Genomic DNA, 25955 nt, shown 5'->3' with positions numbered 1-25955 from the left:
AAATGGCTGCGATCAAGGCGAGGATTGCAGCGGCAAAAGGGTTGCAAGAGCCTGAAGCACGGATGGACGAGCATTATTCACAAGCGCAGATGGCGTGGCGAATGGTGATTGAGCTGGTTGCCGGTCTTGGGATCGGTTTTGGCATCGGGTACGGGCTGGATTTGTTCTTTGGAACGCTGCCCATATTTATGGTGCTGTTTGTTATGTTGGGTCTCGCGGCCGGAGTGAAAACGATGCTTCGATCCGCGCAGGAAATGCAGGACAAACGGCTGGCCGATGAGGCTGGTGTTGAATACGTCCCCAATCGGGGCAGGGCAAAACAGTCCGTTACGGACGAAAAGAGTTAAGGGGCCGACAGATGGCAACAGAAGCTAACGGCGCAGAAGAAAGCGGTCTGGTCTTTCACCCGATGGACCAGTTCATCGTATCACCTTTGGGTGGAGATGGTCCGGTGCAGTGGTTTACCTTCACCAACGCGGCGCTCTGGACCAGCCTCTCGGTTGCTGCGGTGTTTCTGCTGTTGGTTGTTGGCACATCCAAACGTTCGGTCATTCCGGGCAGGATGCAGTCGGTGGCCGAACTGGCTTATGGTTTTATCTATAAGATGGTCGAAGACATTTGTGGCAAAGAGGGCGTGAAATACTTTCCCTATGTCATGACTCTGTTCATGTTTATTGTATTTTCTAACTTCCTTGGCCTGATCCCCACAGCCTTTACGCCAACCTCACATTTCGCTGTGACTATCCCGCTGGCGCTGAGCGTGTTTCTGGGTGTGACCATCTTGGGGTTCGTAAAGAACGGCGCATCGTTTCTGGGGATGTTCTGGGTTTCTTCTGCGCCACTCGCGCTACGCCCTGCGTTGGCTATCATCGAGCTAATTTCCTACTTTGTGCGCCCAGTCAGCCACTCTGTCCGTCTTGCGGGCAGCATGATGGCGGGCCACGCGGTGATTAAGGTGTTCGCCGGCTTCGCCGCGCTGACACTGGTTTCGCCTGTTGCCATTCTTGGCATCACTGCAATGTACGGCCTCGAGGTCCTTGTGTCCTTTATTCAGGCCTACGTCTTTACGATCCTGACATGCGTGTATCTGAAAGATGCGCTGCACCCTCACCACTGAACAATCGGCGGGGCAATCCGCCTCTCTATCCACTTCCAATTTACAGGAGATTTCTCATGGAAGGTCAACTCGCACACATCGGCGCAGGTATTGCGGCACTCGGCACCGGCATCGCGGCAATTGGTGTTGGTAATGTTGCCAGCAGCTTCTTGGGCGGCGCATTGCGCAACCCCTCCGCTGCTGCATCGCAGACAGCAACGCTGTTCATCGGTATCGCGTTCGCCGAAGCTCTGGGCATTTTCTCGTTCCTCGTTGCACTGCTGTTGATGTTCGCTGTCTAAGCATCCATCGCAGAACGACTACGCATGGGGCGGTACGGTTTTCCGTCCGTCCCATGATAACGATATTCTGACAGGAGGCCGGAATGGCAACTGAAACCACTCACGGAGACGGCCTTGCCGATGCAGTTGGCGTTGCGACGCATTCTGGCGCTGGTAATGCGGGTATGCCGCAACTCGATCCTTCGACATGGGGCAACCAGATCTTCTGGCTCTTGCTCGCGTTGGTCGCGATCTACATGATCCTGTCGCGTGTGGCCCTGCCACGTATTGCTGCTGTTCTGGCCGAGCGTCAGGGCACAATTACAAATGACATCGCAGCTGCCGAGGATCTGCAAGCGAAAGCGGCAGATGCCGAAGCGGCATACGACCAGGCGTTAGTTGATGCTCGTGCCGAGGCACAACGCATTATTGCTCAGGCGAAGGCCGAAATGCAGGACGATCTGGATCAAGCCATTACGAAGGCTGACAAACAGATTGCCGCAAAGACAGCTGAATCCGAGGTCGCGATTTCGGAAATTCGTGCCGGAGCTTTGGAAAACGTAAAAGCGGTTGCCAAAGATACGGTCAAAGAAATTGTTGCAGCTATGGGCGGTACGGCAGATGCCAAGACCGTGACCGCAGCAGTAACCGCACGGATGAAAGGATAACGTCATGCGTTTAACACTCACATCCGTACTCATAGCTATGGGCGCTACACCTGCCTTCGCTGCAGAAGGTGCGTTCTTTTCGCTAGGCAATACAGACTTTGTTGTGCTGCTCGCATTTTTGTTGTTCATCGCGGTCCTTATTTATTTCAAAGTGCCGAGCCTTATGGCCGGTATGTTGGACGGCCGCGCAGACGGAATCAAGAACGAGATCGAAGAGGCTCGCAAGCTGCGAGAAGACGCACAGACGTTGCTCGCATCCTATGAGCGCAAGCAAAAAGAAGTGCAGGAACAGGCAGACCGAATTGTTGCCGCGGCAAAGCAGGAAGCTGCTGCCGCCGGCGAGCAGGCGCGCTTAGATCTGGCCCGTTCAGTCGAACGCCGTCTTGCGGCTGCCGAAGAGCAGATTGACTCTGCCCAAGCGGCTGCAATCAAGGAAGTCCGTGATCAGGCCGTTATGATCGCAATTGCTGCGTCTCGTGACATCATTGGCAAGCAGATGACGGCGGCAGATGCCAACAAACTGATCGATGACGGTATTTCGCAGGTAGACGCAAAATTGCACTGAGCGGCGTCTCGGAAGAATAAGAATAAGCCCTGATCTTATGATCGGGGCTTTTTTTATGAACTGTTCCTAAGGCAAGGGGCCCCGATTTTACACCATATATCGGAAGGCCACTTCAGTGTAACTTTCAGAATTGGTGGGGCTTCTTTGAGGATATCACCCTTTTTCAAACAACGATTTTAAAGCCCTAACTGCCTATGATACGGGTTTATCCCTTCATCTCGTGATCCAGTCGCTGTCGTGCGACATCCTCGTGCCTTTCGGCCCGTCGATGGTCCAGTAGGGCGCGTTCAACATATGCGAGGTGAGAATCTACTGCAGCACGGGCAGCAGAAGCATCGCGGAGTATGAGAGCGTCATGAATGGCGCGGTGCTGGTCAAGCAGGACCGCACGTTTGGTTTGCTGTTTGAACATAACCTGACGGTTGTAGAATACGCCACCGCGCAGAAGATCGTACATCGAACGCATCATGTGCAGCATTACAACATTATGGCTCGCCTCGATAATACTCATGTGAAACTGGGCATCCAGAACGGCCTCATCTTCGGCGCTGCGGCTGGTATGCGCCGCTTCCATCTTGGCAAAAATGGCGCTGACCACCGCAAGATCAGTGTCGGAGCCCAAGCGGGCGGCACGCTCTGCGGCCAGCCCTTCCATATCCCGCCGAAACGACAGGTAATCCATTGTTGCCTCTTCATGGCGAGCAAATAAAGCAATTAATGCTGGCGAAAATGCGGAGCCGAGAACATCCGCAACGAAAACGCCCGCGCCAGGTTTAGACGACAGAAGGCCTGCGCTTTGCAGTTGGGAAAGGGCATCACGCAAGGAGGGGCGGGAAACGCCGAGGCGCTCGGCCAGCTCCCGTTCCGAGGGAAGGCGTTTTCCCGGCTGTAAAATGCCGCGCAGGATGAGCTCTTCAACCTGCCGCACAACTGCGGAAGAGAGCTTTTCTGGAGTAACAGGACGAAATGGCATGAAATATCCTTTGAATGGCCAGACCATATGGCCCAAAAAAGGATTGGGCAAGCGCCGCCAAATTTACGAAATGTTAAGGATAGCCGCGACACTATTGTACTATGAAATATCCTTTAATTCTCTTATCGCTACTGGCGGCATGCAATACGGCGGGCCCACATTTTCGCGGTTTACCGGCCAAGACAGTGACTGTAGATGGCTCTACCTTTGATGTCCGGGTTCGCGGTGAACTGGCAGAGGCGATCCGCACAAATTCGGAATATGCTCCGCGCTTCGGACCAATCCGGGAGCGGGCGGGACGCGCAATGGAATTGGTGAGCGGCTGTGAGGTTCGCGAGGTTCGCGGGGATCAGGCGCAAGCAACCGGCATCCTGAGATGCGGGGCAGGGGGGCATCGTGTCCCGGTCGTTGTTCCGGTCGCGTTTGACTGTGTCCCGCTGCGCGGGACAGAATTGCAGCAACTTGGCGGTGTGTCGGTGGAGATTGAATGCGCGGCAGCACTTTAGGCCGGATATCCTGTGGGTAACTAGCATTCTTAATGCCGGTGTTTGTGGCAGGCGGTTGACGGGCGGCAACCAAAGTCGTCACAGTGCGGCACGACCCGGAATCACCGATGCAGGCGGTATATGCGCTTCTCTAAACTCAGGCTGACGGGCTTCAAAAGCTTTGTTGATCCTACGGACCTGATCATCGCGGATGGTTTGACGGGTGTTGTGGGGCCTAACGGCTGTGGAAAATCCAATCTGCTGGAGGCTCTGCGCTGGGTGATGGGGGAAAACCGCCCGACTGCGATGCGTGGCGGCGGAATGGAAGATGTAATTTTTGCAGGTGCGGCCACGCGGCCGGCGCGCAACTTTGCCGAAGTTTCCTTACAGATCGACAACAGCGAGCGCCTGGCACCTGCGGGTTTCAATGATAGCGACAACCTTGATATTGTGCGGCGGATCACGCGAGATGTGGGCAGTGCTTACAAGGCGGCCGGTAAGGACGTGCGTGCGCGGGATGTTCAAATGCTATTCGCGGATGCCTCTACAGGTGCGCATTCGCCCGCTTTGGTGCGGCAAGGACAGATCAGCGAGCTGATTAACGCTAAACCCAAGAACCGGCGGCGCATATTGGAGGAGGCGGCAGGGATTTCAGGGCTTTATGCGCGGCGGCATGAGGCCGAGCTGAAGCTTAATGGTGCCGAGGCAAATCTGGCACGGGTTGATGATGTCATTGATCAATTGGCGGCACAACTGGCGCAACTGGCGCGACAGGCACGACAGGCAGCGCGGTACCGCGAGATCGGAAATGAGTTACGGCGGACCGAAGGCACGTTGCTTTACCGACGCTGGCGTGAGGCGGATGATGGGCGGGCGCGCGCCGAAGATGAATTGCGCCAGCGGGTTATGGCAGCCGCGCAGGCTGAAGCTCTGGTGCGGACATCTTCGAAGGCGCGTCAGGACGCTGAACAAGCGCTTCCGAGCCTTCGGGAGGAAGATGCGATTGCGGCGGCCGTGGTGCAGCGGCTTGTGGTGCAGCGTGATACGCTCAGCGAACAAGAATCGCGCGCGACAGCCCTCATTGAAACCTTGCAAGGACGTATTGCGCAGCTTGCAAAAGATATTGAGCGCGAAGGTGGTCTTAATCGCGATGCGGTCGACACCATCGGACGGCTTGAGTGGGAGGCGCGCGAGTTGGCTCGTGCAGGCGAGGGGCACGGGGCTGCGTTGGAGGCAGCTGCGGGGACCGCCCGTGAAGCCGCAGCAGTGCTGCAAGCCCGAGAAGGAGAGCTTGGGCAGCAGACAGAGGACGTAGCACGGCTTGCGGCACGCTACGGCTCTGCCGAGCGGCTGTTGGAGGATAATCGTAAAATCCAGCAACGCTCAGAAGCAGAGGCAGTCCGCGCGCGCGAGGCCGTCGCGGCGAGCCAGGCGGTGTTGGCACGCGCCGCGAGCGAGTTTGAAGGAGCAACAACTGCGGAGGCTGATGCGCAGACTGCGGCACAACAGGCAGAGGTGGCTCTGATCAGTGCTGAAGAGGCGCGGGCGGCGACGCTGGCGCGTGAGGCGGATGCGCGGGCCGAGCGGTCGGAGGCCGAAGGCGAGATGAACGCGCTGCGCGCGGAGACGACCGCGCTGGCTAAACTGGTACAGCGTGATACGGCGGAAGGCGGCCAGATTTTGGACCGCTTGCAGGTAGAGCACGGGTTCGAAAAAGCGTTGGGAGCTGCGCTGGCTGATGATTTGCGCGCACCCGAGGTCGATGCGGACGGGCCGTCAGGATGGTCAACGCTGGCGGCGTATGCGCAGGCCCAAGCGTTGCCATCGGGTGTGACGCCTTTGACCAATCATGTGTCCTGTCCTGATGTCCTCGACCGCCGTATGGGTCAGATCGGTCTTGTCGATGCCGATGAAGGGCCCCGATTGCAGGAAGCATTGCTGCCGGGTCAGCGTCTTGTCTCGCTTGAGGGGGATTTGTGGCGCTGGGACGGCTACCGTGCCTGGGCGGAGGATGCACCATCGGCTGCGGCGCTGCGGTTGCAACAGCTCAACCGTTTGGAAGTTCTTAAACAGGCGTTAGAACAGGCAAGCCAGCGGGCCGAGGGCGCGAGGGCGGCCCATGAGAGCCTGACTGCGCAATTGGCAGCGCAGACGGATGCGGACAAACAAGCACGCGAAGCGCGACGTGATGCAGACCGGATGGTGGCGGACGCGGGCCGTGCGCTTAGCCGGGTCGAGGCGGACCGCAATCTAGCAGCGGGTCGGTTGGAGAGTTTAGGATTGGCCGTCACGCGGCATGAGGAAGAGGCGATGAGTGCGCGTGCGCGCGTGCTTGAGGCTGAGCAGGCATTAGCGGATTTGGGGGATCTGGACGAGGCGCGCGCCGGTGTGGAGGATATCCGTATGGCAGTGGAAGCCGCGCGGATCACTATGATTGCACTACGGTCCGGCCATGATGAACTGCGCCGTGAGGGGGATGCCCGACTGAAGCGGACACAGGAAGTCACCAAAGAGCTAAGCGGATGGCGCCACCGGCTTGAGACGGCCGAAGCCCGCAGTGCGGAGTTGGTTGAGCGCAAGCATGCATCCGAGACTGAGCTGAAGGCCGCGGGTGCCGCGCCAGCCGAGATCGCAGCCAAGCGCGACGATTTGAACCGCGAAATTACAAAGTCTGAAGCGCGGTGTGCAGATGCGGTAGATAAGCTTGTCACGGCGGAGGCTAACCTGCGGGAGGCGACGCTGTCTGAGCGCGAAGCAGAGCGCGCCGCATCCGAGGCGCGCGAGGCGCGAGCGAGATCCGAGGCACGTAGCGATGCGGCCCGTGAAACGGTGGCCGCAGCGGCGGAACGAATTGCCGAGGATCAGCAAGTGACACCCGCACAACTGCTGGTCCAGTTGGATGTGAACGTGGATGAAATGCCGGGCGCTGATGTGCTGGAGGCTGATGTGAACCGCCTAAAGCGACAGCGCGAGGCACTTGGCGCGGTTAACTTACGTGCTGAGGAAGATGCGAGGGATGTGCAGGTCGAGCATGATATGCTGGCGGCGGAAAAGGCCGATCTGGAAGAGGCGATCAAGACGCTCCGCGCAGGCATTGCAGGCCTGAACAAAGAAGGCCGCGAGCGTTTGCTGACTGCGTTCGAGCAGGTGAACTCAAACTTCGGTTTGCTGTTTTCGCATTTGTTCGGCGGCGGCGAGGCAAGCCTTGTGATGGTAGAAAGCGATGACCCGCTGGAGGCGGGCCTTGAGATTATGTGCCAACCGCCGGGTAAGAAACTGTCAACCCTGAGCCTGTTGAGCGGGGGCGAGCAGACGTTGACGGCAATGGCGCTGATCTTTGCGGTTTTTCTGGCCAATCCAGCGCCGATTTGTGTGTTGGACGAGGTCGACGCGCCGCTGGACGATGCCAACGTGACAAGGTTTTGTGACCTGCTGGATGAGATGTGCCGCCAGACGGACACACGATTTTTAATCATCACGCATCATGCCGTGACAATGGCGCGGATGGACCGTCTGTTTGGCGTGACCATGGCGGAGCAGGGGGTGAGCCAGCTTGTTTCGGTAGACCTCAAAAAAGCGAGCCAGATGGTCGCCTGAAGCCTGTGTCGTCTCTATTGGCAGTGCTACTGAATGGTGGTTAGGCGCTGCTGTAGAGCAGGCGGTATGCGGTCAGGATCGATAATATCGGCGACCCTGTTGATGGCAGCCTCACGCGTGGATATATGACTTCTAGCGGCTTCGCCGAGATCAGCACATCACACGACGTGCGAAGTTTAGCTGGATTTTGGAACGGGTGCCCGCTGTTCTTTGGTGCGCTGACATTGGGCTAGCGGTCTTTGCGCTCTATCGGTCCACCCTCTTTTTCCCATGCGCTAAAGCCTTCTTTGATGTGGGCGGCATCAAAACCCATATCTTGGAGCGTTGCGACGGAGATGGCGGAACGCCAGCCTGAGGCGCAGTGGAATACGAACTTTTTGTCTTGGGCAAAGACCTCTTTGAAATAAGGGCTGTCGGGGTCAACCCAAAACTCCAGCATCCCGCGCGGGCAATGGAAGCTGCCGGGAATGAAGCCTGTGCGCTCGCGCTCGCGCGGGTCGCGCAGATCGACAATTTGCACGCCTGGATCGTTTACCATTGCGATGGCGTCGGCGGTCTCGATTTCTTCGATACGGGCGCGGGCGCGCTCGACCATTTGGGCGGCGGTGATTTTCAGGCTCATCTTGAGGTTCCTTCCAGTTTTGTGAGGAGAGCTGGCGTCGGCCACGCGTCTGCAGGTATTTCCAAGCGGATCTGCTCCTTTTGTACGGCTTTTCGGGTATTGGCACCCAGTATGCCATCAATCTGGCCCACATCATATCCACGCTTTTGCAGAGCCTGTTGCAGGCGTTTCATTTGATCGGGGCCGAGCCCCTGTTCGGGTGCCCCGGCGTCATAGACCTGTGCGCCCTGAAGGCGGGTGGCAAAATAGGCAGCTGTCAGTACATAGGTAAAACTCTGGTTCCATTCAAAATAGACGTTGAAGTTAGGATAGGCGAGAAAGGCAGGACCCTTTCGCCCTTGGGGCAGGATCAATGATGCGGGAAGGTTTTCCAACCTGCCATCGCGGGCCTGAATGCCAAGTTGTGCCCATTCTGAGCCGGGTTTTGTGATCTCGAGGCCGGTCTGGGACCAGTCGAAATCATCTGGAACGGTGACCTCGTCGATCCATGGTTCATCCCTGCGCCAGCCCAGAGACTTGAGCATTGCGCCTCCGGATACCAGCGCGTCGGCTACAGAGGTTTTAAGTGTGACGCGGCCATCACCATCCCCGTCGGTACCGTTTTCGATAATGTCACGTGGCAACATTTGCACCATTCCGATTTCACCTGCCCATGCGCCAGTGGTGGTGGCGGGGTCCAGATCGCCGCGGGCAAATAGCTTCATCGCAGCAAAGATTTGCGGGCGGAAGAGATCGGGGCGGCGGCAATCATGCGCAAGGGTTACGAGCGCATCGGCGGTGTTGAAGTCACCCTGTATCGAGCCGAAATCAGTCTCGAATGCCCAAAATGCCAAAAGGACGCCACGGTCCACCCCGTATGACAATTCAATGCGGTCAAAGATGGCACGGTATTTCTGGCCGTTGTTCAGGCCGCGGTTGAGGCGATCGTTCGAAATCAGGCGGCGGGAGAAGTCGATGAAAGGACGCTGGAATACCCCTTGGGCGCGATCGGCGCGTAACACGGCGGGATCCTGACGCACGTCAGCGAGGAAGTTTGCAGCGGTAATGGTGCTGATGCCGCTTTTGGGAGCCTCTGCGACGAGCGCTGACTTGAAACTGTCGAAAGTGCCTCCGCAGGTCGCGGCGAGGGCGGAAACGGGGGCAATAGCCAAAAACGCGGCGAGTAATGGTGAGTACATCATTAAAACATATAGCTTCTGTCGTTATCCGAATAATGTGAGCAGTGTAGTCAGCCCCAGCATGATACCCCACGCCTGCCAAAGGCGCCCCAAGGCAGCGTCAATTTCGTCGGAGCCAATGGTGCGCGCGCCTGCAGCACCGACCCATGGAAACTCCTGCATAGCGCCATCATATGCGCGGGGGCCTGCCAGGGCCACACCAATGGCCCGCGCCATCGCCGCCTCTGGCCAGCCCGCATTAGGCGAGCGGTGCAAGCGCGCATCGCGGCCAATCGCACGCCACTGCCCTATAACACCAGCGGGAATAGCGATGAGCAGACAGGTCAGGCGGGCGGGGATGAGATTCATTGCATCATCCATATAGGCGGCCGCTTTGCCGAACTTCTCGTATTTAGGTGTTCTGTAGGCGATCATGCTGTCTGCCGTGTTGACAACTTTGTAGACCATCATCGCGGGCAGGCCACCCACAAGAAACCAGAAGGCCGGGGCGATCACACCGTCCGACAGGTTCTCGGCCGCACTTTCGATGGCGGAGCGGGCGATGGCGGATTGGTCCATTGCGGCGGTATCACGGCTGACAATCATAGCGACAGCGCTGCGACCATCGCCGAGAGATACGCGCAGACCGTCAGCCACTGCGGCTACATGCTGTACAAGCGAGCGCTGGGCAAGCAGGATGGCGACGATAATCACCTGTGCAACGCCCCCCAAAAAGGCGAGGGCGGTGCCAATCACATAAGCTCCAAACATCAAGACAGCGAGGGTCAACAGACCTGCGGGGATGCCAAGCCGTCCGGTATTGAGGGTGCGATCAAGCAAGCCCACGGCGCGGCCCATCACGACAGCAGGATGGGGTATTCGGTCCCAGAGCCACTTCGGCTCTCCTAAAGCTGCATCGAGAAGAAGTGCGATGGCGAGGATCAGGGCGGTACTCATGACAGGGCTGCCTCAAGGCGCGACCACTGGTCGGGAGCAGGCAGGCCAAGGCGGAGCCAGCGCGGATTGTAGGGGAAAACGCGGCTCCAGATGTGGTTGCTGGCGAGGCGGTCCTGCCATGCGGCAGCGCTGTCGACATCGAAAAGGCGGAACAGGGTTGTGCCGCCAATGGGTGTTGCGCCTGCAGACGACAGCACGGCGTCCAGCCGGACGGCATCTTCTGCCAGACGCTTGCGCGTATGATCTGCCCATGCGGGATCATTCAAGGCGCGGGCACCGATCTGCAGTGCCGGGCCCGCAACCGGCCACGGTCCAAGCATGGTTGAGAGGTCCGCAACCAGAGCGGGATCACCGATGACAAAGCCCAGACGCAGACCCGCCAGCCCCCAGAACTTCCCAAAGCTTTTGAGAATCAACGTGCCGGTATTGGTTGATTGAGAGATTAGGGAGGCCTCTGGCATCACGTCGCAGAAGCTTTCGTCGATGATGCGGAGGGGTGATGTGAGGTCGGAGGGGCCAAAGACACGACCATCGGGATTGTTGGGATGCACAACCACCTGTGCTTCCGCTCCCAGTGGATCTGTGACCACGCCCCAGCCTGCGGCGGCGAAGGCAGCGGCATGTTCGTTGTAGGTGGGCGTGGCGATATTGACCTGTCCGGCGGGGCGCAGGCGGGGAATTATCGCGATAGGGGCCGACGCGCCCGGTGTCGCGATGATCGACGCACCCTCGGGTATCTGCCAGAATTTGCGCGCCGCAGCGGTCAGGTTTGCTTGGGCAGCATGATCGGGCAGGGCGGTCCAGGCCTCGGCGTCGATCTGACCCAATGGATACGGCACAGGGTTTATTCCTGTCGATAAATCAATCCATTGGCTCCGGTTGCCGCCGAAAACACTTGCTGCGGCGTCAATGCCGCCCCCGTGATCGCGTGGTGTTTCGCCCAATTTACGTCCTCGACATTCGGTGAGTGGCTGAAACCAGCCTGTTTTCTCCGTTGGACAAAGCGGAGTTTGATGTAACAAGCAAGAGGGGGTTATGTTTCGCTGGCGAGAGTTACCGCTGTGGTGTGATTAATTATTATTCTGTTTTTGCTGATGGCCTTGGAGGGCTTTATATGACTGACGTGCTGCCCCGGAAAACGTCTGTTCTGATCGTAGAAAGCGTGCCTGAGCTTGCCAGTGTGTGGCAGAGCCATCTGGTTCGACAAGGGATGCATGTGACCAGTGTTGCGGGCCAGGAGGCAGCGATTGACTATCTGTCGCAGAATGACATCGACATCATTATTCTGGACCTTGTGATCGAAGAGGGTAGTGCCCTCGCGATTTCGGATTATGCAAATTATCGACAGCCCAATGCGCGGGTGATATTTGTGACTAACACCAGCTTTTTCTCGGACGGTTCGATTTTTGCCCATTCGGCAAATGCCCGTGCATTTGTGCAAAGCAGCACGCCACCCGAGGATCTTGCAGCTATGGTGGCGCATTACGGCGCAGAGTGTGCCGCAGGCTAGCCGCGATTGTGCGGCGCGATCCAATCGATCAGCGGATTGATTGGAATGATCCGGTTGGGGTTTATCGTTTCATGGCTGTAATGGTAGTGACGAACGATATGTTCGAAATCGACCGTTTCTGCCACGCCTTCCCACTGGTACAGCTCGCGGGTGTAGTCCCATAGGTTCGGATAATCGACGATCCGCTTGCGGTTACATTTGAAATGCTGGTGGTAGACCGGATCGAACCGCACCAGCGTAGTAAACAGGCGCCAGTCGGCCTCGGTGATCCGGTCGCCCGCGAGGTAGCGATTCGTGCTTAGGATTTCTTCCAGCCAGTCGAGTGTATCAAACAGCGGATGTACGGCGGCATCATAGGCCTCCTGAGTGGTGGCAAAGCCGGATTTATAAACTCCGTTATTGAGTGTGTCGTAGATGCGGGCGTTCAGCGTGTCGATCTGGGGGCGCAAGGCTTCGGGCCAGTAGTCGTCAGTGTTACCGGTTATGCCGTCAAAGGCGTTGCCTAACATCCGGATGATTTCGGAAGATTCATTCGAGACAATAGTGTTTTGAGCGCTGTCCCATAGAATTGGCACAGTCACGCGGCCGGTAAAGTCGGGCACCGCGCGTGTGTAGAGATCACGCGCATAGGTTAGGCCGAACTGGCGGTCACCCGTTGCACCGTCAAAACGGGTGTCAAAGGTCCAGCCTTCGCCCATCATATCGGGGTGTACAACAGAGAAATCGATGAGGTTTTGCAGGTTTTTGAGTGTGCGGAAGATAAGTGCGCGGTGGGCCCAAGGACAGGCAAGGCTAACATACAGATGATAGCGGCCCGCCTCGGCCATGAAACCTGCGGAGCCCGTGGGGCCGGCACGGCCATCTGCTGTGATCCAGTTGCGAAATCCGGCCTCCTGGCGTTTGAACGCGCCGCCGCTGTCTTTGGTATCATACCAGTTGTCGTGCCACTGGCCTTCAATCAACAATCCCACGTCCGTCTCCTTTGGGTAGCGTAATACGTTTGTAATGATCCTGTGGCAGATTGCGATTGCGGTACCTGCACAGGCTGGGTGCATCACCGCACATTGCGAAATAAAGTTACAAAAATGTATTGCTTCACGAAACATTATGCGAGACGTTTAGGCTAGGCATCAGGAGACTGAAAATGGAAGTATTTCTGCCCAAAGGATTCGACCCCGATTTGACACGGGCGTGGAAAAGCCGGCCTTCACGGGCCTCGCACCTGTGTGTTGCAACGGGCGGCGTATACTATCCGGTGCTCCGGCGCTGGGCCACTGGATTTGCCGTGGTGGCAGGGGATGTTCCGGTCCTGAGCGGAGTTGTCGATCTGTATGACGGGGCAGAGCATCTGCACCAGTGTTTGATTATGGCTGCGATCGAAGAGAATGGCGAAATCATATTTACCATAAAGCGCGGTTTGGTGTTGGACTACACGGCCGTGCCGGAGTTTGTAGCGCATGATCGCACAGGTCTATAGCGCTGATTGCTAAGCTTTAGGGGAATGAAAAGGGCGCCATGGTGGAGCGCCCTTTCGTGATCAGTTCAGTGTTCTAACGATGCTCATTGGCAATCGCGCTACTGCAAGTCTTTGAAGGCTTCGGCAAGGCGGTCGCAGGCTTCGATTACGCGCGCGCGCGGCGTTGCGATATTGAAGCGCAGAAAGCTGTCGCCGCCTGTACCGAAGGTAGGGCCGTGATTGGCAGCGATCCCTGCGCCCTGCTCTACGCGTTTTGTGAACTCCTCGCGGGTCATTCCGGTATCCGCAAAATCCACCCAGGCCAGATATGTCGCCTCCAGCGGCATGGATTTCAGGCCAGGAATCTTATTGACCGCTTCGTCAAACAGGCGGCGGTTGCCGTCAAGATAGGCGTTCAACCCGTCTACCCATGCGGCACCTTCGGGGGAATAGGCGGCCGTGGCCATGAAAAGGCCAAAGCTGTTGGGGGATAGACCAAAGGCGGCCATGCGCCCGGCAAATTTCTCGCGCAGAACAGGATCGGCAATGATCACATTCCCTGAGTGGCTGCCTGCGATGTTGAACGTCTTTGTGGTGGCGGTCATCATCACAAGGCGGTCCGCGATGCCGTCGATGTTTGCCATGACCGTGTGTTTGTGGTCAGGCATCACCAGATCGTGGTGAATCTCGTCGGAGACGAGCACCAGATCATGACGCTTTGCGAAGGCTGCGACCTGCTCAAGCTCGGCACGGCTCCAGACGGTGCCGCCGGGATTATGCGGAGAGCAAAGCATGATCATTTTTTCGCTGCCGGTCATTTGCGTATCGTATTTGTCGAAATCCATACGGTAGCGGCCGTTCTCCTGAACCATTTGACATTCCACCACAGTCCGCCCCGCCGCTTTTATCACGCGGGCAAAGGCGTGATAGACAGGGGTGAACAGGATTACCCCATCGCCCGGTGCAGTGAAGGCATCGACGCACATGGCAGTGCCGTTCACCAAACCGTGGGTGGTGAAAATATGGGCTGGATCAATTTCCCAGTCGTGGCGTTCTTTCATCCACCACTGGATGGCGGCGCGGTATTCGCTTTCATCTCCGAAGTAGCCGTAGACCCCATGATCTGCCATTGCTTTGACCGCCTGATTTACCACGGGAGCTGTTGCAAAATCCATATCTGCCACCCACATGGAAATGCCGGTCTCTGCGGGCACGCCATAGATGCTCTCCATGCCGTCCCATTTTACGCAATGTGTGCCGCGGCGTTCGATCGTGGTATCAAAACTCATGGGGTATCTCCTTTGGATTTGCGCCAAACCCTAGCCAAGCCAGACTTATGTGCAAGCCCTGCTTGCGGCAGATGGGGGCATGCCCTACATGGTTTGGCATGAAACGCCCTATTATTTATCACCCCGATCCGCGCCTCAAGAAAACCTGTGCGGCTGTTGATGATCTTAATGATGATCTGCGCAGCCTTGCCGACGATATGCTGGCGACAATGTATGATGCTCCCGGTGTGGGGCTTGCAGCACCGCAGGTCGGTGTGTTGAGCCGTCTTGTCGTGTTGGATTGCGTAAAGGAGCAGGGAGAGACGCCGCGCCCGCTTGTTATGTTCAATCCGCAGATTGTGGCCGCGTCCGAGGAGCTAAGCACCTATGAAGAAGGGTGTTTGAGCCTGCCTGAGCAGTTTGCAGATGTGACACGTCCGGCAGAGGTTGAGGTGACGTGGATTGACCGTAATGGCAAAGAGCAGCGCGAAGGGATGCGTGGTCTGTGGGCAACCTGTGTGCAACACGAGATCGACCATCTAGAGGGCAAGCTGTTTATCGATTATCTCAAGCCGCTGCGCCGACAGATGCTGACCCGCAAAATGGTTAAATTCAAGCGCGAGTTTGCACGCGGATGAGTATACTGCCTATTGTGCTGTGGCCGGATATTCGCCTGACCGAGACATGTGTACCCGTCGATGAAATCACACCAGAGATTGCGCAGCTGGCAGCGGATATGCTTGAGACAATGTATGCCGCTCCTGGGCGAGGTCTGGCGGGCCCTCAGGTGGGGGCAATGTTGCGGATCTTCGTGATGGATACGGGTTGGAAAGAGGGGAAGTCTGACCCGTTGGTTTGTATCAACCCGATGTTGATGGAAGTGGGCGAGGAACGGGCGAGTCACTCCGAAGGCTGTTTGAGTATTCCGGGAGTAAGCGCAGACATTTCACGCCCTGCACAGGTGCAGATGGTCTGGACCGGTTTGAATGGCGGGCGTTTTGTCCAGAGTTTTGCAGGATTCGACGCCGCCTGTGTGCAACACGAAATCGATCATCTCGACGGGATCGTGACATTCGATCATCTGGGCGCGGACACGCGGGCCATATTGGAAGCGGAGTATGCGGCATGACTGTGCGAAAAATTCTGACCTGGCCTGACAAGCGGCTGCGCAGTTCGACCGAAGAGGTGACAGAGATTACGGATGACGTGCGCGCCATCTGGGACGATATGATCGCCACCATGGACGCCATGCCCGGTGTGGGACTGGGGGCGCCACAGATTGGCGTGATGCTCAAGCTGGCCGTAGTCGATACATCCGAGGCCCGCAACAAGCGGATCAGGCTGGCCAATCCGGAGGTGATTGACGCCTCGGCCATCATGAATGTGCACGAGGAAGCATCGCCGTGCCTGTCAGGCGTATCGGCCAAAATTTCGCGCCCCCGTGGCGTCAAGGTGCGGTACATGGACGAGACGGGTACGTTAGTGGAGCGTGATTTCGTAGGGCTTGACGCAACATCCGTGCAGCATCAGATCGACCATCTTGCGGGTAAAATGTACTTTGACCGCCTCAGTAAAACCCGCCGTGACATGCTGATCCGCCGCGCGCGCAAGCTGAACGGATAACCGGATGCGCATTGTCTTTATGGGTACGCCGGCCTTCTCAGTAGAGGTACTGGATGCACTGGTGGATGCGGGTCACGAGATCGCTGCCGTCTATTCGCAACCGCCGCGCCCTGCGGGACGGGGCAAAAAGGAACGCCCCTCTCCCGTGGATGCACGTGCAAAGGAGTTGAAGCTAGAGGTTCGCACGCCCGTATCGTTGAAATCCACTGAGGCCCTGGCGGAATTCGAGGCGCTGGGTGCGGAGGTTGCGGTGGTGGTTGCCTATGGATTGATCCTGCCTCAGGGTGTTCTTGACGCCCCCGTACACGGCTGCCTGAACATTCACGCCAGCCTGCTGCCACGCTGGCGCGGTGCTGCGCCGATCCACCGTGCGATTATGGCGGGGGACCCGCAAACCGGTGTATGCATTATGCAAATGGAGGCGGGGCTCGATACGGGTCCTGTGTTGCTGCGCGGTTCGTTGGACATTGGGCCGGAGGAGACGACGGCGCAGTTGCATGACAGGCTTGCAGGCATGGGAGCAAAGCTGATCGTTGAAGCTTTGGCGCAGTTGGCTGAGCTGGTACCACAGGTCCAGCCGGAGGAGGGTGTCATCTATGCCGCAAAGATCGATAAGGCGGAGGCCAGAATCGACTGGTCGCGGCCTGCGGTCGAGGTGGACAGAATGATCCGTGGCATGTCTCCATTTCCGGGGGCATGGTTTGAAGTGAACGGCACGCGGGTAAAGGTACTCGGCTCTCGTTTGGTTGAGGGTGAGGGCGCTGCGGGCTTGGTGCTGGACACCTCACTTCATGTTGCTTGCGGGGATGGCGCTGTGGCGCTCACCGTCTTGCAAAAGGCAGGAAAAGGCGCGCAGGATGTTAATGTGTTTCAGCGCGGTATGCAGATTGCTGTAGGCACGGATTTGAGTGAAGGATAGCAGGCAATGTTTCCAACCATGATCGGTACCGTCGTAATCGCAGGGATCGTCGGATATCTCGCAGAGAAGACCGAATTCACGCATAACGGAATCTTGCAATCTATCATCATCTGTATCGGCGGCGCGTTTGTATTTTATTTTGTGCGCTTGATGTTTGGCTTCGGGTTCGCCTCACCGGGAGTGAATGCGATCGTATCGTCCATCGGCGCGCTGATTATTGTGCCCTTTCACTGGCGCAAATAGTTCTACGCTAGATGTGTGGTGTCAGGATTTTGGCGGGGTGCTCTTGTAAACCGGCAGGTTCCACCCAAAAAGAATGGAGCCCGCACGGAGCGTCCATGTAACGGTCGCGCCGATGATCAGGCTGTAGGGGATCTCGGGAGCATAGGCATTGAGGGCAACTGTTGTCGCGGCACCGGCAAACGCGGCGGTGACATAAAGCTCGCCTTGTTTTAGAACGACGGGCACATCGCCGACCACCACGTCGCGCATCAGACCACCCATGCAGCCGGTTACAATACTCATCAGAATAGTGACTGCTGGACCTTGATTCAGGCTGATCGCAACGGCGGCACCGGCGGCCACGGCCACAGCCAGTGCGAGGCTGTCGAGCCAGATGATAGCGCGCAGGCGGCTCTCAAGCAGGTGGGCAGTGAAAAAAGTAACGAGTGCTGCTGTGGCTGCCGCCCCCAGATAGGACGGCTCTGCGATCCAGAAGATCGGGTTGCGGTCCAGCAGCAAGTCGCGGATCGTGCCGCCTCCCACGGCTGTGAGGCAGGCGATGAATGCAAAGCCCACAAGATCGAGCTGCGCACGACTTGCCACCAGTGCACCGGTAATCGCAAAAACGATTACGGACGCGTATTCAAGAAATGTGATCAAGCTCATTTAGATTTGAACGGCGCCATGCCTGCACGGGCAAGCGCATCTGCACGCTCGTTCTGGGGGTGGCCTGCATGGCCTTTGACCCATTTCCACGTGACGCGATGGCGGGCATTCGCCGCATCGAGGCGTTGCCATAGCTCTACGTTTTTTACCGGCTGCTTGGCGGCGTTTTTCCAGCCATTTTTCTTCCAGCCGAAGATCCAGCCGGTTATTCCGTTTTTGACATAGTTGCTGTCGGTAATGACGGTGATCTCGGTGTCACGGTCAAGCGCTTCAAGGGCGTTGATCGCGGCCAAAAGCTCCATCCGGTTGTTAGTGGTATTTGCTTCGCCGCCTTTCAGCTCGCGTTCTTTTAACACTTTGTCACCGTCCATGGCCTGCATCAATGCGCCCCAGCCACCGGGGCCGGGGTTGCCCGAGCAGGCGCCGTCAGTATATGCAAAAAGTGTAGCCATATCTGGCGAGTGCTATCTAATTGGCGGGGGTGCCGTCCAGCCCCTTATCGCGTAATTGACGTTTTGCGCTGCGTTTATACCCAACGACCAATCGTAAGGCAGACCAATACTATGCCTGTCAGAAGGAAGCGCAAGCGCATCCACCACGGTGGCGCAAGTTCCAACCGATAGAAATAGAAATCCAGCAGCAGCAAGGCGGCAAAGCCTGCACCTAGATATACTAGCCTGTCTGCAGGAGACTGTCCGGCGGTGAGAAGCGCCCAGATCGCCGGCAGAACCGACAGGACATAGCCGAGGATGGCGCGAGGTCCCTGTGTCTTTGTCGCAAACCCCCAAAGGACCCCGGACATGAACGACAGAATTATAGTTCCATAGAGTACGAGAAGCGATACGCCATCAGACTGGGGTACAAAAAGAAAACCTTCGTCCGGCGCGGCGGTGAGCAAGCCATTCATTGCGCCCGTAGCGATGCAGGCACCCGCGACGAAGGGGATCAGGCCTGCAAGGCCAAGGAGCAGCGGAGCGCGGGGAATCTGGAGTATCATGCGGGCCTTTGGTGCGGGAGGATCGTGTGGAATCTAATACGACAGGCAGTTATTGTTGGAACAGGCAGTTATTGTTGGAAAACACGGTCTCCGCGTCAGACTGGTTCACGCAAAACGCGCGGGACTTTAAATTCAACGTTCTCGACGGCGGTCTGGATTAACTCTTCGGTAACATCATAGCGGGATTTGAAGGCGTCGATCACCTCGTTTATCAGCACCTCGGGCGCGGATGCCCCTGCGGTGATGCCGATGCTGGCTATCCCGTCCAATGCGCGCCAGTCGATATCATCCGCACGTTGGACCAGTTGTGCGTAGGTGCAGCCTGCGCGGCTGCCCACTTCGACCAAACGCTTGGAGTTGGAGGAGTTGGGTGCGCCTACGACAAGCATGGCGTCACATTTTGGCGCCATCGCTTTTACCGCCTCCTGACGGTTGGTGGTGGCATAACAGATGTCTTCCTTGTGAGGCCCTGCAATCGCGGGAAAGCGCGCCTGCAACGCGGCTACAATATCGGCGGTGTCGTCGATGCTGAGGGTGGTTTGGGTGACGTAGGCGAGTTTGCTCTCGTCCCGTACCACGACCCTGGCCACATCTTCGGGTACTTCGACGAGCAGAACTTCGCCCTCCGGGAGTTGGCCCATCGTGCCAATAGTTTCGGGATGGCCTTCATGTCCGATCATGATCATTTGTAGGCCCGCATCGGCATGGCGCTGTGCCTCGATGTGGACTTTGCTGACCAGCGGGCAAGTGGCATCGACATAAACCATATTGCGGGCTTGCGCCGCATTTGGCACGGACTTGGGTACGCCGTGGGCGGAGAAAATCACGGGACGGTCATCAGGGCAGTCCGACAGATCTTCGACAAATACCGCGCCTTTTTCACGCAGTCCGTCGACAACGAATTTATTGTGCACGATCTCGTGGCGGACGTAGACTGGCGCGCCCCATTTGGCGATCGCCATTTCAACAATTTTAATGGCCCGGTCCACGCCTGCGCAAAATCCGCGCGGTGCTGCAAGGTACAGGGTAAGGGGGGGCTTGCTCATGGGTGTCTCTCCGCTCTTGCAAAAAAAAGGTAAGGGCGGCGCGGGGCGAGGTCCAGCCCTTTTGCCATGTTTTGTGCGGCAAGGCGGCGCAGATTTGGCTGCACCACCCACGGCTTGACTGACGCGATGCTACTTTACGGGTGCATCGTTTGTGGTGTCACGCGAAGGGCGCCCGATCACATCACGCAGATCGTCTAGCTCGATGAAGTTGTCAGCCTGACGGCGCAGATCATCCGAAATCATCGTGGGCTGGCTGCGGATGGTCGAGACTACAGAGACACGCACGCCTTGCCTTTGCAGGCTGGCGACGAGTGGTGTGAAATCACCGTCTCCCGAGAAAATCACAATGTGGTCAACCCGTGGCGCCAGCTCCATCGCATCAACGGCAAGCTCGATGTCCATGTTGCCCTTCACCTTCCGGCGACCCATGCTGTCGGTGTATTCCTTGGCGGGCTTTGTCACCATGGTGAAGCCGTTGTAGTTCAGCCAGTCAACAAGCGGACGAATGGGGGAATATTCATCATTTTCAAGCAGCGCGGTGTAATAGAAGGCGCGCAAAAGCTTGCCGCGGCGCATGAATTCAGAGCGGAGCAGCTTGTAGTCGATGTCAAAGCCAAGGTTCTTACCGGCTGCGTAGAGATTGGAGCCGTCGATAAAAAGCGCAAGTCGTTCGTCTTTGTAAAACATGGTGTTTCCTCATCACTTCGCGCTGAACATCGCCAAAAAAGATCGTTCAAATCTGCCTCTGTGGCTCTATATAGCTACTGCACCGCCAGAGGGAAGTTGCAGCATGTCACAATTAACGGAGACGGGAAAAAGAAGCGTTTTTTCGCCTCGGACACTTTCGAAATATATTATCGCGCTCGGATCCAACCAGAGCGTCGGAAAACTTGGCCCATCTGCTGTTCTCAACGAAGCGCTGGCCTTGCTGGAAGCGCGGGGCTTTGTGATTCGCGGTTGTAGCGAGTATTATAATACACCTGCTTTTCCTGTTGGGGCTGGTCCTAATTTTGTGAACGCCGCTGCGCTGGTCGAAAGCAGCGATGATCCGCTTGCGGTGCTGGCGCATCTGCATGCTGTCGAGGCACAAATGGGGCGTAGTCGTGCGGTACGTTGGGGTGCGCGGACACTCGATCTGGATTTGGTCGCAGCGGGTGATCTGGTGCTCCCTGACGCCAAAACCCATCAATACTGGTGCGATCTGCCGCTAGAGTTGCAAAAAACGGCCATACCGACGGAGTTGATCCTGCCGCACCCGCGTTTAGCCGAGCGCGCATTCGTGTTGGTTCCATTGCTGGACGTTGCCCCACAGTGGTGCCATCCGGTCAGTGGAAAAACGGTGCGCGAGATGCATGATGCATTATCACTGGCCTCACGGTCGGAGGTTGTGCTGATATAATACCTGCTTGTAAATCAGGGTGAAGAGGCCTAGGTAGCGATCTCTAGCAGATAGTTTACTGGAGCGTCCAATGGCCCGCGTCACCGTCGAAGATTGTGTTGATAAAGTCCCGAACCGGTTTGAACTGGTCATGCTTGCGGCACACCGTGCGCGTGAGATTGCAGCCGGTTCTGCCGTAACTGTAGACCGTGACAACGATAAAAACCCTGTTGTGTCCCTGCGCGAGATCGCGGACGAGACCCAGAGTGCAGACGACCTACGTGAGCGTTTGATCGAAAGCAATCAGACCCAGATTGAAGTTGATGAGCCTGAAGAAGACGCGATGGCGATTCTTATGGGTGCCGAGCAGGACAAACCAGAAGAAGACAGCATGTCCGAAGAGATGTTGCTGCGTCAGCTGATGGCGGCGCAAGGTCAAGGCTAAGGTGTCGGACAGATCCGATACACATGAGGGCGCAGGCAGATAATGACGACGACTGCCGATGACCTTGTCACATTGGTTCGCGGGTTTAACCCCAAAACAAACGAAGTGCAGCTTCGCGCGGCCTATGCCTACGGCGAGCGCATGCACCACGGCCAGCTGCGTCACTCTGGCGAGCCCTATTTTACCCATCCTGTTGCTGTAGCCGCCATTCTGGCGGAGCAGCAGCTGGACGATGCTACAATAATCACTGCCCTGTTGCACGACACCATTGAAGATACACCGGCTTCCTACGCGGAGGTGCTCGATCTTTTCGGCAAGGATGTGGCAGAGCTGGTAGACGGTGTTACCAAGCTGACTAATCTCCAGCTGAATTCCTCACAAACCAAACAGGCCGAGAACTTCCGCAAGCTGTTTATGGCGATGTCCAAGGATCTGCGGGTAATTCTGGTCAAACTGTCTGACCGGCTGCACAATATGCGCACCATCAAGGCGATGCGCCCCGAAAAGCAGTCGCAAAAAGCCCGCGAAACCATGGACATTTTTGCGCCGCTGGCGGGTCGTATGGGCATGCAGTGGATGCGTGAAGAGCTTGAGGACCTTGCGTTTCGCGTGCTCAACCCCGAAGCGCGCTTGTCCATCATCCGCCGTTTCATCACACTACAAAACGAGACCGGCGATGTGATCTCGCGGATCACGACTGACATGCGCAAGGAGCTTGCAACCGCAGGCGTCGAAGCGGAAGTGTTTGGGCGCGCGAAAAAACCCTATTCGATCTGGCGCAAGATGGAAGAAAAAGAGCAGTCCTTCTCTCGTCTGTCGGATATTTACGGATTCCGTATCATCACAGACAGCGAAGAAGATTGCTACCTTGCGCTTGGTGCGATCCACCGTCGGTGGCGTGCGGTGCCGGGACGATTCAAGGATTACATCAGCCAGCCGAAGACCAACGGCTATCGCTCAATCCATACCACGGTTTCGGGGCGTGACGGTAAGCGTGTCGAGGTCCAAATCCGCACACGTCAAATGCACGATGTGGCCGAAACAGGCGTGGCGGCGCATTGGTCGTACCGGGATGGTGTGCGTTCTCGCAACCCGTTTGCGGTGGACCCTGCAAAGTGGATCGCCCAGCTGACCGAGCAATTCGACGGCGAGGATGACCATGAAGATTTCCTCGAGGCGGTCAAACTCGAGATGTATGCCGATAAGGTATTTTGCTTCACGCCCAAAGGCGAGGTGATCAAGCTGCCGCGCGGGGCGACGCCGATTGATTTTGCCTATGCCATTCACACGCGCATTGGCGCGGCCTGTGTCGGCGCAAAGGTGGACGGATTGCGCGTGCCGCTGTGGACGCGCGTGAAGAATGGTCAGTCTGTCGAGATTATCACAGCCGAAGGACAGACACCGCAGGTAACCTGGCTGGAAATTGCAACCACGGGCAAGGCAAAGACCGCGATCCGGCGGAGCCTGCGCGAGGTGGACCGTGCGCGGTTTGTGAAATTGGGGCGTGAACTTGCCCGCTCTGCCTTTGAGCATGTGGGAAAGCGTGCGACAGAAAAGGTATTGGCCACAGCGGCCCGTACGCTTCGGATCAAGAGCGTGGACCAGCTGCTGGAGCGTTTGGGCAGCTCGGAGGTTCTGGGCCGTGAGGTCGTGAGTGCTGTCTATCCCGAGTTGGCGCAGGTCAGTGGCGATCTTGTTGACCGCAAGCGTGCCATAATCGGCCTTGAGCCGGGCCAGTCATTTGATCGTGCGCCCTGCTGTGAGCCGCTGCCCGGGGAGCGGATTGTCGGAATAACCTTTCGAGGCAGGGGTGTTACACTGCATGCGATAGATTGTGACCGCCTGAGTGCTTATGAAAATCAGCCCGAGCGCTGGCTTGATCTACGTTGGCATGACGGAAGCCATCCAGCGGCTTATGGTGCAACGATCGAAATGACGGTTGCAAATGATCGTGGTGTTTTGGGGCGGATCTGCACGTTGATTGGTGAGGCCGGCGCAAATATTGCCGATCTGAACTTTGTGGACCGTAAGCCGGACTTTTTCAGGCTATTGGTGCATGCGGAACTTCGTGATGTGGAGCAGTTGCATTCGCTGATGCTGACACTTGAGGCCGAGAGCAACGTTGCTGCGCTGAGCCGTTACCGCGCGACGGGCGCGCAGCCCGACGAGGTGATGGCAGCGGGGAGCCCTCTGTGATTTTCAAGCGCCGCGATCCAAAGTCATTTTTGCGAGCCTCGGCGGAGCTTCTTTGGCCGCGCGGTGGCTGGACGCGTGCATTTCATTACGTCAAACACCGGGTCCGGCGCCTCCCCGATAGCCCCGAGAGGATTGCGCGGGGCATTTGGGCGGGTGTGTTTATCACCTTCACGCCTTTGTTCGGCTTCCACTTTTTGGGGGCGGTACTGATTGCCAAGCTGATGAAGGGGAACATCCTTGCCTCGCTGATGGCGACTTTTGTCGGCAATCCACTAACTTTTGTTTTTATTACGCTTGCCTCACTTAAGACCGGTCATTGGTTGTTAGGCACCGAGCTTCAGGAAGGTGAGCTGCGCGCTTTGAGCAGGAAGTTTGCTGATGCTGGTAGCGACTTGTGGCACAATGCGATCTCTATATTCACTCCTGCCCAGATGGACTGGTCAGGGCTCGCGATTTTTTCTCGCGATGTTTTCTATCCGTATTTAATGGGCGGCATTGTGTCCGGTATCTTCTTTGGCACGGTGGCCTATTATGTCTCTGTGCCGCTTCTGCATGCTTATCAAAAGCGGCGCAGGGGTTTGATCAAGCAAAAATTTGAAGCATTGAAAGCCAAGACCGCAGCGAAAGCGGAAGAGAAAAAGCTGGCAGCGCAGAAAAAAAAGGAAGAAGCAAATGGCTAAACTGGGCAAGTTGCGGTTGGGGGTAAACATCGACCACGTGGCAACGGTGCGCAATGCGCGGGGCGGCGATACGCCTGATCCATTGCGTGCGGCACGGATTGCACAAGAGGCTGGCGCGGACGGCATCACTGCGCATTTGCGCGAGGACCGCCGCCACATCTCGGACGCAGATATAGAAGGCCTGATGGAGATTCTCAATGTGCCGCTCAATTTCGAGATGGCAGCGACGGACGAGATGCAGGCAATTGCCTTGCGTCACAAACCCCACGCGGTATGCATCGTTCCAGAAAAGCGTGAAGAGCGGACGACCGAGGGCGGTCTGGAAGTGGCACGCGAGGAAAACCGCCTTGCACATTTCATAGCACCGCTACGCGAGGCGGGATGCCGCGTTTCTATCTTCATTGCCGCTGATATGCGGCAGGTCGAGGCTGCGCATCGGATTGGCGCGCAGGTTGTCGAGCTTCATTCAGGTGCGTACTGTGATGCCTACCATGAAGGTCGGTATGATGCTGCCGATGCCGAACTCGCCAAGCTGCGCGAGATGACAACATTCGGGCATTCGTTGGGCCTCGAGATGCATGTGGGTCACGGACTGACCTACGACACAGTCTCGCCAGTGGCGGCATTTCCCGAAGTGGTAGAGCTGAATATCGGGCATTTCCTGATCGGGGAGGCGATATTTCTCGGCCTTGCTCCTGCGATTGACGAAATGCGCCGTCTGATGGATGAGGCGCGGACGTAGCGCCATGATCCTAGGGATTGGCACTGACCTCGCAAACATAGAACGGATTCAGGGGACACTCGACCGTTTCGGAGACCGGTTTCGGAACCGTGTCTTTACCGAGGTCGAGCAGGCAAAAGCCGCGCGTCGACGTGATGTTGCGGGCACCTATGCCAAACGCTGGGCCGCTAAAGAGGCCTGTTCAAAGGCACTCGGCACAGGTCTTCGGATGGGCATCAGCTGGCGCGATATGGCAGTAAGCAATCTGGGGACAGGGCAGCCGGTGATGGAGGTGACGGGATGGGCAGCAGAGCGTTTGGCGCAGATGACACCCGCAGGTCACGAGGCGATTATACATGTGACGCTGACCGATGATCACCCGTGGGCACAGGCGTTTGTGGTCATCGAGGCGCGGCTGAAAATCTGA

Annotated in this window: 32 protein-coding genes; 20 read left to right on the top strand and 12 right to left on the bottom strand. The window is 57.2% G+C overall.

Going from position 1 to position 25955, the window contains the following annotated elements; translation table 11 throughout:
• The first annotated feature begins 2 nt into the window (after positions 1 to 2).
• The 5 genes from C8N30_RS05730 (at position 3) to C8N30_RS05710 (ending at position 2610) form a co-directional block, all read left to right on the top strand.
• On the top strand, positions 3 to 347 hold the full coding sequence (locus tag C8N30_RS05730) for an AtpZ/AtpI family protein (RefSeq protein WP_051567220.1): 345 nt from the start codon (positions 3 to 5) through the stop codon (positions 345 to 347).
• 11 nt (positions 348 to 358) lie between these two features.
• Complete coding sequence (locus tag C8N30_RS05725) at positions 359 to 1117, top strand: F0F1 ATP synthase subunit A (protein ID WP_025063546.1); 759 nt, start codon at positions 359 to 361, stop codon at positions 1115 to 1117.
• A gap of 56 nt (positions 1118 to 1173) precedes the next feature.
• A complete protein-coding gene (locus tag C8N30_RS05720; RefSeq protein WP_025063545.1) occupies positions 1174 to 1398 on the top strand; it encodes a F0F1 ATP synthase subunit C in 225 nt (74 codons plus the stop codon).
• Between the two features lie 83 nt (positions 1399 to 1481).
• Positions 1482 to 2045: a F0F1 ATP synthase subunit B' gene (locus tag C8N30_RS05715; protein ID WP_025063544.1), complete on the top strand. Its 564-nt coding sequence runs from the start codon at positions 1482 to 1484 to the stop codon at positions 2043 to 2045.
• Between the two features lie 4 nt (positions 2046 to 2049).
• Entirely contained in the window at positions 2050 to 2610 is a 561-nt protein-coding gene (locus tag C8N30_RS05710) for a F0F1 ATP synthase subunit B (protein WP_025063543.1), read from the top strand.
• A 205-nt stretch (positions 2611 to 2815) separates the two neighbouring features.
• On the opposite strand, the gene C8N30_RS05705 is transcribed toward C8N30_RS05710, so the two are convergent.
• Positions 2816 to 3583, bottom strand: coding sequence for a FadR/GntR family transcriptional regulator (locus C8N30_RS05705; protein ID WP_025063542.1), 768 nt, complete (start codon positions 3581 to 3583; stop codon positions 2816 to 2818).
• Between the two features lie 185 nt (positions 3584 to 3768).
• On the opposite strand from C8N30_RS05705, the gene C8N30_RS19560 reads away from it, so the two are divergent.
• Together C8N30_RS19560 and smc are read left to right on the top strand one after the other, a co-directional pair.
• A complete protein-coding gene (locus C8N30_RS19560; RefSeq protein ID WP_232222838.1) occupies positions 3769 to 4089 on the top strand; it encodes a hypothetical protein in 321 nt (106 codons plus the stop codon).
• A gap of 120 nt (positions 4090 to 4209) precedes the next feature.
• Positions 4210 to 7665 (top strand): chromosome segregation protein SMC, encoded by a 3456-nt coding sequence (gene smc / locus C8N30_RS05695; protein WP_025063540.1) that lies wholly within the window; start codon positions 4210 to 4212, stop codon positions 7663 to 7665.
• Positions 7666 to 7894: 229 nt separating this feature from the next.
• Here the strand turns inward: smc and C8N30_RS05690 are convergent, their stop codons facing one another.
• The 4 genes from C8N30_RS05690 to C8N30_RS05675 are packed head-to-tail and all read right to left on the bottom strand — an operon-like array spanning position 7895 to position 11345.
• Entirely contained in the window at positions 7895 to 8287 is a 393-nt protein-coding gene (locus C8N30_RS05690) for a rhodanese-like domain-containing protein (RefSeq protein WP_025063539.1), read from the bottom strand.
• Positions 8284 to 9468: a lytic murein transglycosylase gene (locus C8N30_RS05685; RefSeq protein ID WP_120222840.1), complete on the bottom strand. Its 1185-nt coding sequence runs from the start codon at positions 9466 to 9468 to the stop codon at positions 8284 to 8286. The genes C8N30_RS05690 and C8N30_RS05685 overlap by 4 nt, the downstream gene beginning before the upstream one ends.
• Before the next feature lie 21 nt (positions 9469 to 9489).
• The gene (gene cbiB / locus C8N30_RS05680) at positions 9490 to 10401 is read right to left on the bottom strand and encodes an adenosylcobinamide-phosphate synthase CbiB (protein WP_025063537.1); all 912 of its coding nucleotides are present in this window, start codon (positions 10399 to 10401) and stop codon (positions 9490 to 9492) included.
• A complete protein-coding gene (locus C8N30_RS05675) occupies positions 10398 to 11345 on the bottom strand; it encodes a threonine-phosphate decarboxylase (RefSeq protein ID WP_025063536.1) in 948 nt (315 codons plus the stop codon). Before C8N30_RS05675 ends, cbiB begins: the two co-directional genes overlap by 4 nt.
• Before the next feature lie 170 nt (positions 11346 to 11515).
• On the opposite strand from C8N30_RS05675, the gene C8N30_RS05670 reads away from it, so the two are divergent.
• Positions 11516 to 11911 carry a response regulator gene (locus C8N30_RS05670; RefSeq protein WP_025063535.1) on the top strand — a complete coding sequence of 132 codons (396 nt, stop codon included), beginning with the start codon at positions 11516 to 11518 and terminating at the stop codon, positions 11909 to 11911.
• Here the strand turns inward: C8N30_RS05670 and C8N30_RS05665 are convergent.
• Entirely contained in the window at positions 11908 to 12882 is a 975-nt protein-coding gene (locus C8N30_RS05665; RefSeq protein ID WP_025063534.1) for a glutathione S-transferase family protein, read from the bottom strand. The genes C8N30_RS05670 and C8N30_RS05665 overlap by 4 nt on opposite strands.
• Before the next feature lie 173 nt (positions 12883 to 13055).
• On the opposite strand from C8N30_RS05665, the gene C8N30_RS05660 reads away from it, so the two are divergent.
• Positions 13056 to 13388 carry a hypothetical protein gene (locus C8N30_RS05660; RefSeq protein WP_025063533.1) on the top strand — a complete coding sequence of 111 codons (333 nt, stop codon included), beginning with the start codon at positions 13056 to 13058 and terminating at the stop codon, positions 13386 to 13388.
• Positions 13389 to 13486: 98 nt separating this feature from the next.
• Here C8N30_RS05660 and C8N30_RS05655 read toward each other — a convergent pair whose 3' ends face one another.
• Positions 13487 to 14656: a MalY/PatB family protein gene (locus C8N30_RS05655; RefSeq protein ID WP_025063532.1), complete on the bottom strand. Its 1170-nt coding sequence runs from the start codon at positions 14654 to 14656 to the stop codon at positions 13487 to 13489.
• A gap of 98 nt (positions 14657 to 14754) precedes the next feature.
• Between C8N30_RS05655 and def (C8N30_RS05650) the strand changes: the two genes are divergently transcribed.
• Genes def (C8N30_RS05650) through C8N30_RS05630 form a run of 5 tightly spaced genes read left to right on the top strand, consistent with a single transcriptional unit; the run spans position 14755 to position 17420 of the window.
• Positions 14755 to 15273: a peptide deformylase gene (def, locus tag C8N30_RS05650; RefSeq protein ID WP_025063531.1), complete on the top strand. Its 519-nt coding sequence runs from the start codon at positions 14755 to 14757 to the stop codon at positions 15271 to 15273.
• On the top strand, positions 15270 to 15764 hold the full coding sequence (gene def / locus C8N30_RS05645) for a peptide deformylase (protein ID WP_025063530.1): 495 nt from the start codon (positions 15270 to 15272) through the stop codon (positions 15762 to 15764). Before def (C8N30_RS05650) ends, def (C8N30_RS05645) begins: the two co-directional genes overlap by 4 nt.
• Positions 15761 to 16258, top strand: a complete 498-nt coding sequence (gene def / locus C8N30_RS05640; RefSeq protein ID WP_025063529.1) for a peptide deformylase — start codon at positions 15761 to 15763, stop codon at positions 16256 to 16258. Before def (C8N30_RS05645) ends, def (C8N30_RS05640) begins: the two co-directional genes overlap by 4 nt.
• A 4-nt stretch (positions 16259 to 16262) precedes the next feature.
• A complete protein-coding gene (fmt, locus tag C8N30_RS05635) occupies positions 16263 to 17177 on the top strand; it encodes a methionyl-tRNA formyltransferase (protein WP_025063528.1) in 915 nt (304 codons plus the stop codon).
• A gap of 6 nt (positions 17178 to 17183) precedes the next feature.
• Positions 17184 to 17420, top strand: a complete 237-nt coding sequence (locus C8N30_RS05630; RefSeq protein ID WP_025063527.1) for a hypothetical protein — start codon at positions 17184 to 17186, stop codon at positions 17418 to 17420.
• Between the two features lie 21 nt (positions 17421 to 17441).
• On the opposite strand, the gene C8N30_RS05625 is transcribed toward C8N30_RS05630, so the two are convergent.
• The 5 genes from C8N30_RS05625 to C8N30_RS05605 all read right to left on the bottom strand — a co-directional run bounded on the left by C8N30_RS05625 (position 17442) and on the right by C8N30_RS05605 (position 20795).
• Positions 17442 to 18065: a trimeric intracellular cation channel family protein gene (locus tag C8N30_RS05625; RefSeq protein ID WP_025063526.1), complete on the bottom strand. Its 624-nt coding sequence runs from the start codon at positions 18063 to 18065 to the stop codon at positions 17442 to 17444.
• Positions 18062 to 18517 carry a ribonuclease HI gene (gene rnhA, locus C8N30_RS05620; RefSeq protein ID WP_025063525.1) on the bottom strand — a complete coding sequence of 152 codons (456 nt, stop codon included), beginning with the start codon at positions 18515 to 18517 and terminating at the stop codon, positions 18062 to 18064. Before rnhA ends, C8N30_RS05625 begins: the two co-directional genes overlap by 4 nt.
• A gap of 74 nt (positions 18518 to 18591) precedes the next feature.
• Entirely contained in the window at positions 18592 to 19062 is a 471-nt protein-coding gene (locus tag C8N30_RS05615) for a DUF3429 domain-containing protein (RefSeq protein WP_322787438.1), read from the bottom strand.
• 95 nt (positions 19063 to 19157) lie between these two features.
• Positions 19158 to 20108, bottom strand: coding sequence for a 4-hydroxy-3-methylbut-2-enyl diphosphate reductase (ispH, locus tag C8N30_RS05610; RefSeq protein WP_025063523.1), 951 nt, complete (start codon positions 20106 to 20108; stop codon positions 19158 to 19160).
• Positions 20109 to 20237: 129 nt separating this feature from the next.
• Positions 20238 to 20795: a LabA-like NYN domain-containing protein gene (locus C8N30_RS05605; RefSeq protein ID WP_025063522.1), complete on the bottom strand. Its 558-nt coding sequence runs from the start codon at positions 20793 to 20795 to the stop codon at positions 20238 to 20240.
• A 103-nt stretch (positions 20796 to 20898) separates the two neighbouring features.
• Here C8N30_RS05605 and folK point away from each other — a divergent pair, with 103 nt between their 5' ends.
• From folK to acpS, 6 genes are all read left to right on the top strand, one after another.
• Positions 20899 to 21507, top strand: a complete 609-nt coding sequence (gene folK, locus C8N30_RS05600) for a 2-amino-4-hydroxy-6-hydroxymethyldihydropteridine diphosphokinase (RefSeq protein WP_025063521.1) — start codon at positions 20899 to 20901, stop codon at positions 21505 to 21507.
• A 70-nt stretch (positions 21508 to 21577) separates the two neighbouring features.
• Positions 21578 to 21931 carry a DNA-directed RNA polymerase subunit omega gene (gene rpoZ / locus C8N30_RS05595; protein WP_025063520.1) on the top strand — a complete coding sequence of 118 codons (354 nt, stop codon included), beginning with the start codon at positions 21578 to 21580 and terminating at the stop codon, positions 21929 to 21931.
• Between the two features lie 42 nt (positions 21932 to 21973).
• Positions 21974 to 24127, top strand: coding sequence for a RelA/SpoT family protein (locus tag C8N30_RS05590; protein ID WP_025063519.1), 2154 nt, complete (start codon positions 21974 to 21976; stop codon positions 24125 to 24127).
• Positions 24124 to 24807, top strand: a complete 684-nt coding sequence (locus C8N30_RS05585; RefSeq protein WP_025063518.1) for a DUF2062 domain-containing protein — start codon at positions 24124 to 24126, stop codon at positions 24805 to 24807. Before C8N30_RS05590 ends, C8N30_RS05585 begins: the two co-directional genes overlap by 4 nt.
• Positions 24800 to 25549 (top strand): pyridoxine 5'-phosphate synthase, encoded by a 750-nt coding sequence (locus tag C8N30_RS05580; protein WP_025063517.1) that lies wholly within the window; start codon positions 24800 to 24802, stop codon positions 25547 to 25549. The genes C8N30_RS05585 and C8N30_RS05580 overlap by 8 nt, the downstream gene beginning before the upstream one ends.
• Positions 25550 to 25553: 4 nt before the next feature.
• Entirely contained in the window at positions 25554 to 25955 is a 402-nt protein-coding gene (gene acpS, locus C8N30_RS05575) for a holo-ACP synthase (RefSeq protein WP_025063516.1), read from the top strand.

Origin of the sequence: Sulfitobacter guttiformis (genome assembly GCF_003610455.1) — a bacterium.
In the GTDB taxonomy this organism is placed as follows: Bacteria; Pseudomonadota; Alphaproteobacteria; order Rhodobacterales; family Rhodobacteraceae; genus Sulfitobacter; species Sulfitobacter guttiformis.
This window is presented reverse-complemented; position numbering and strand designations above follow the sequence as displayed.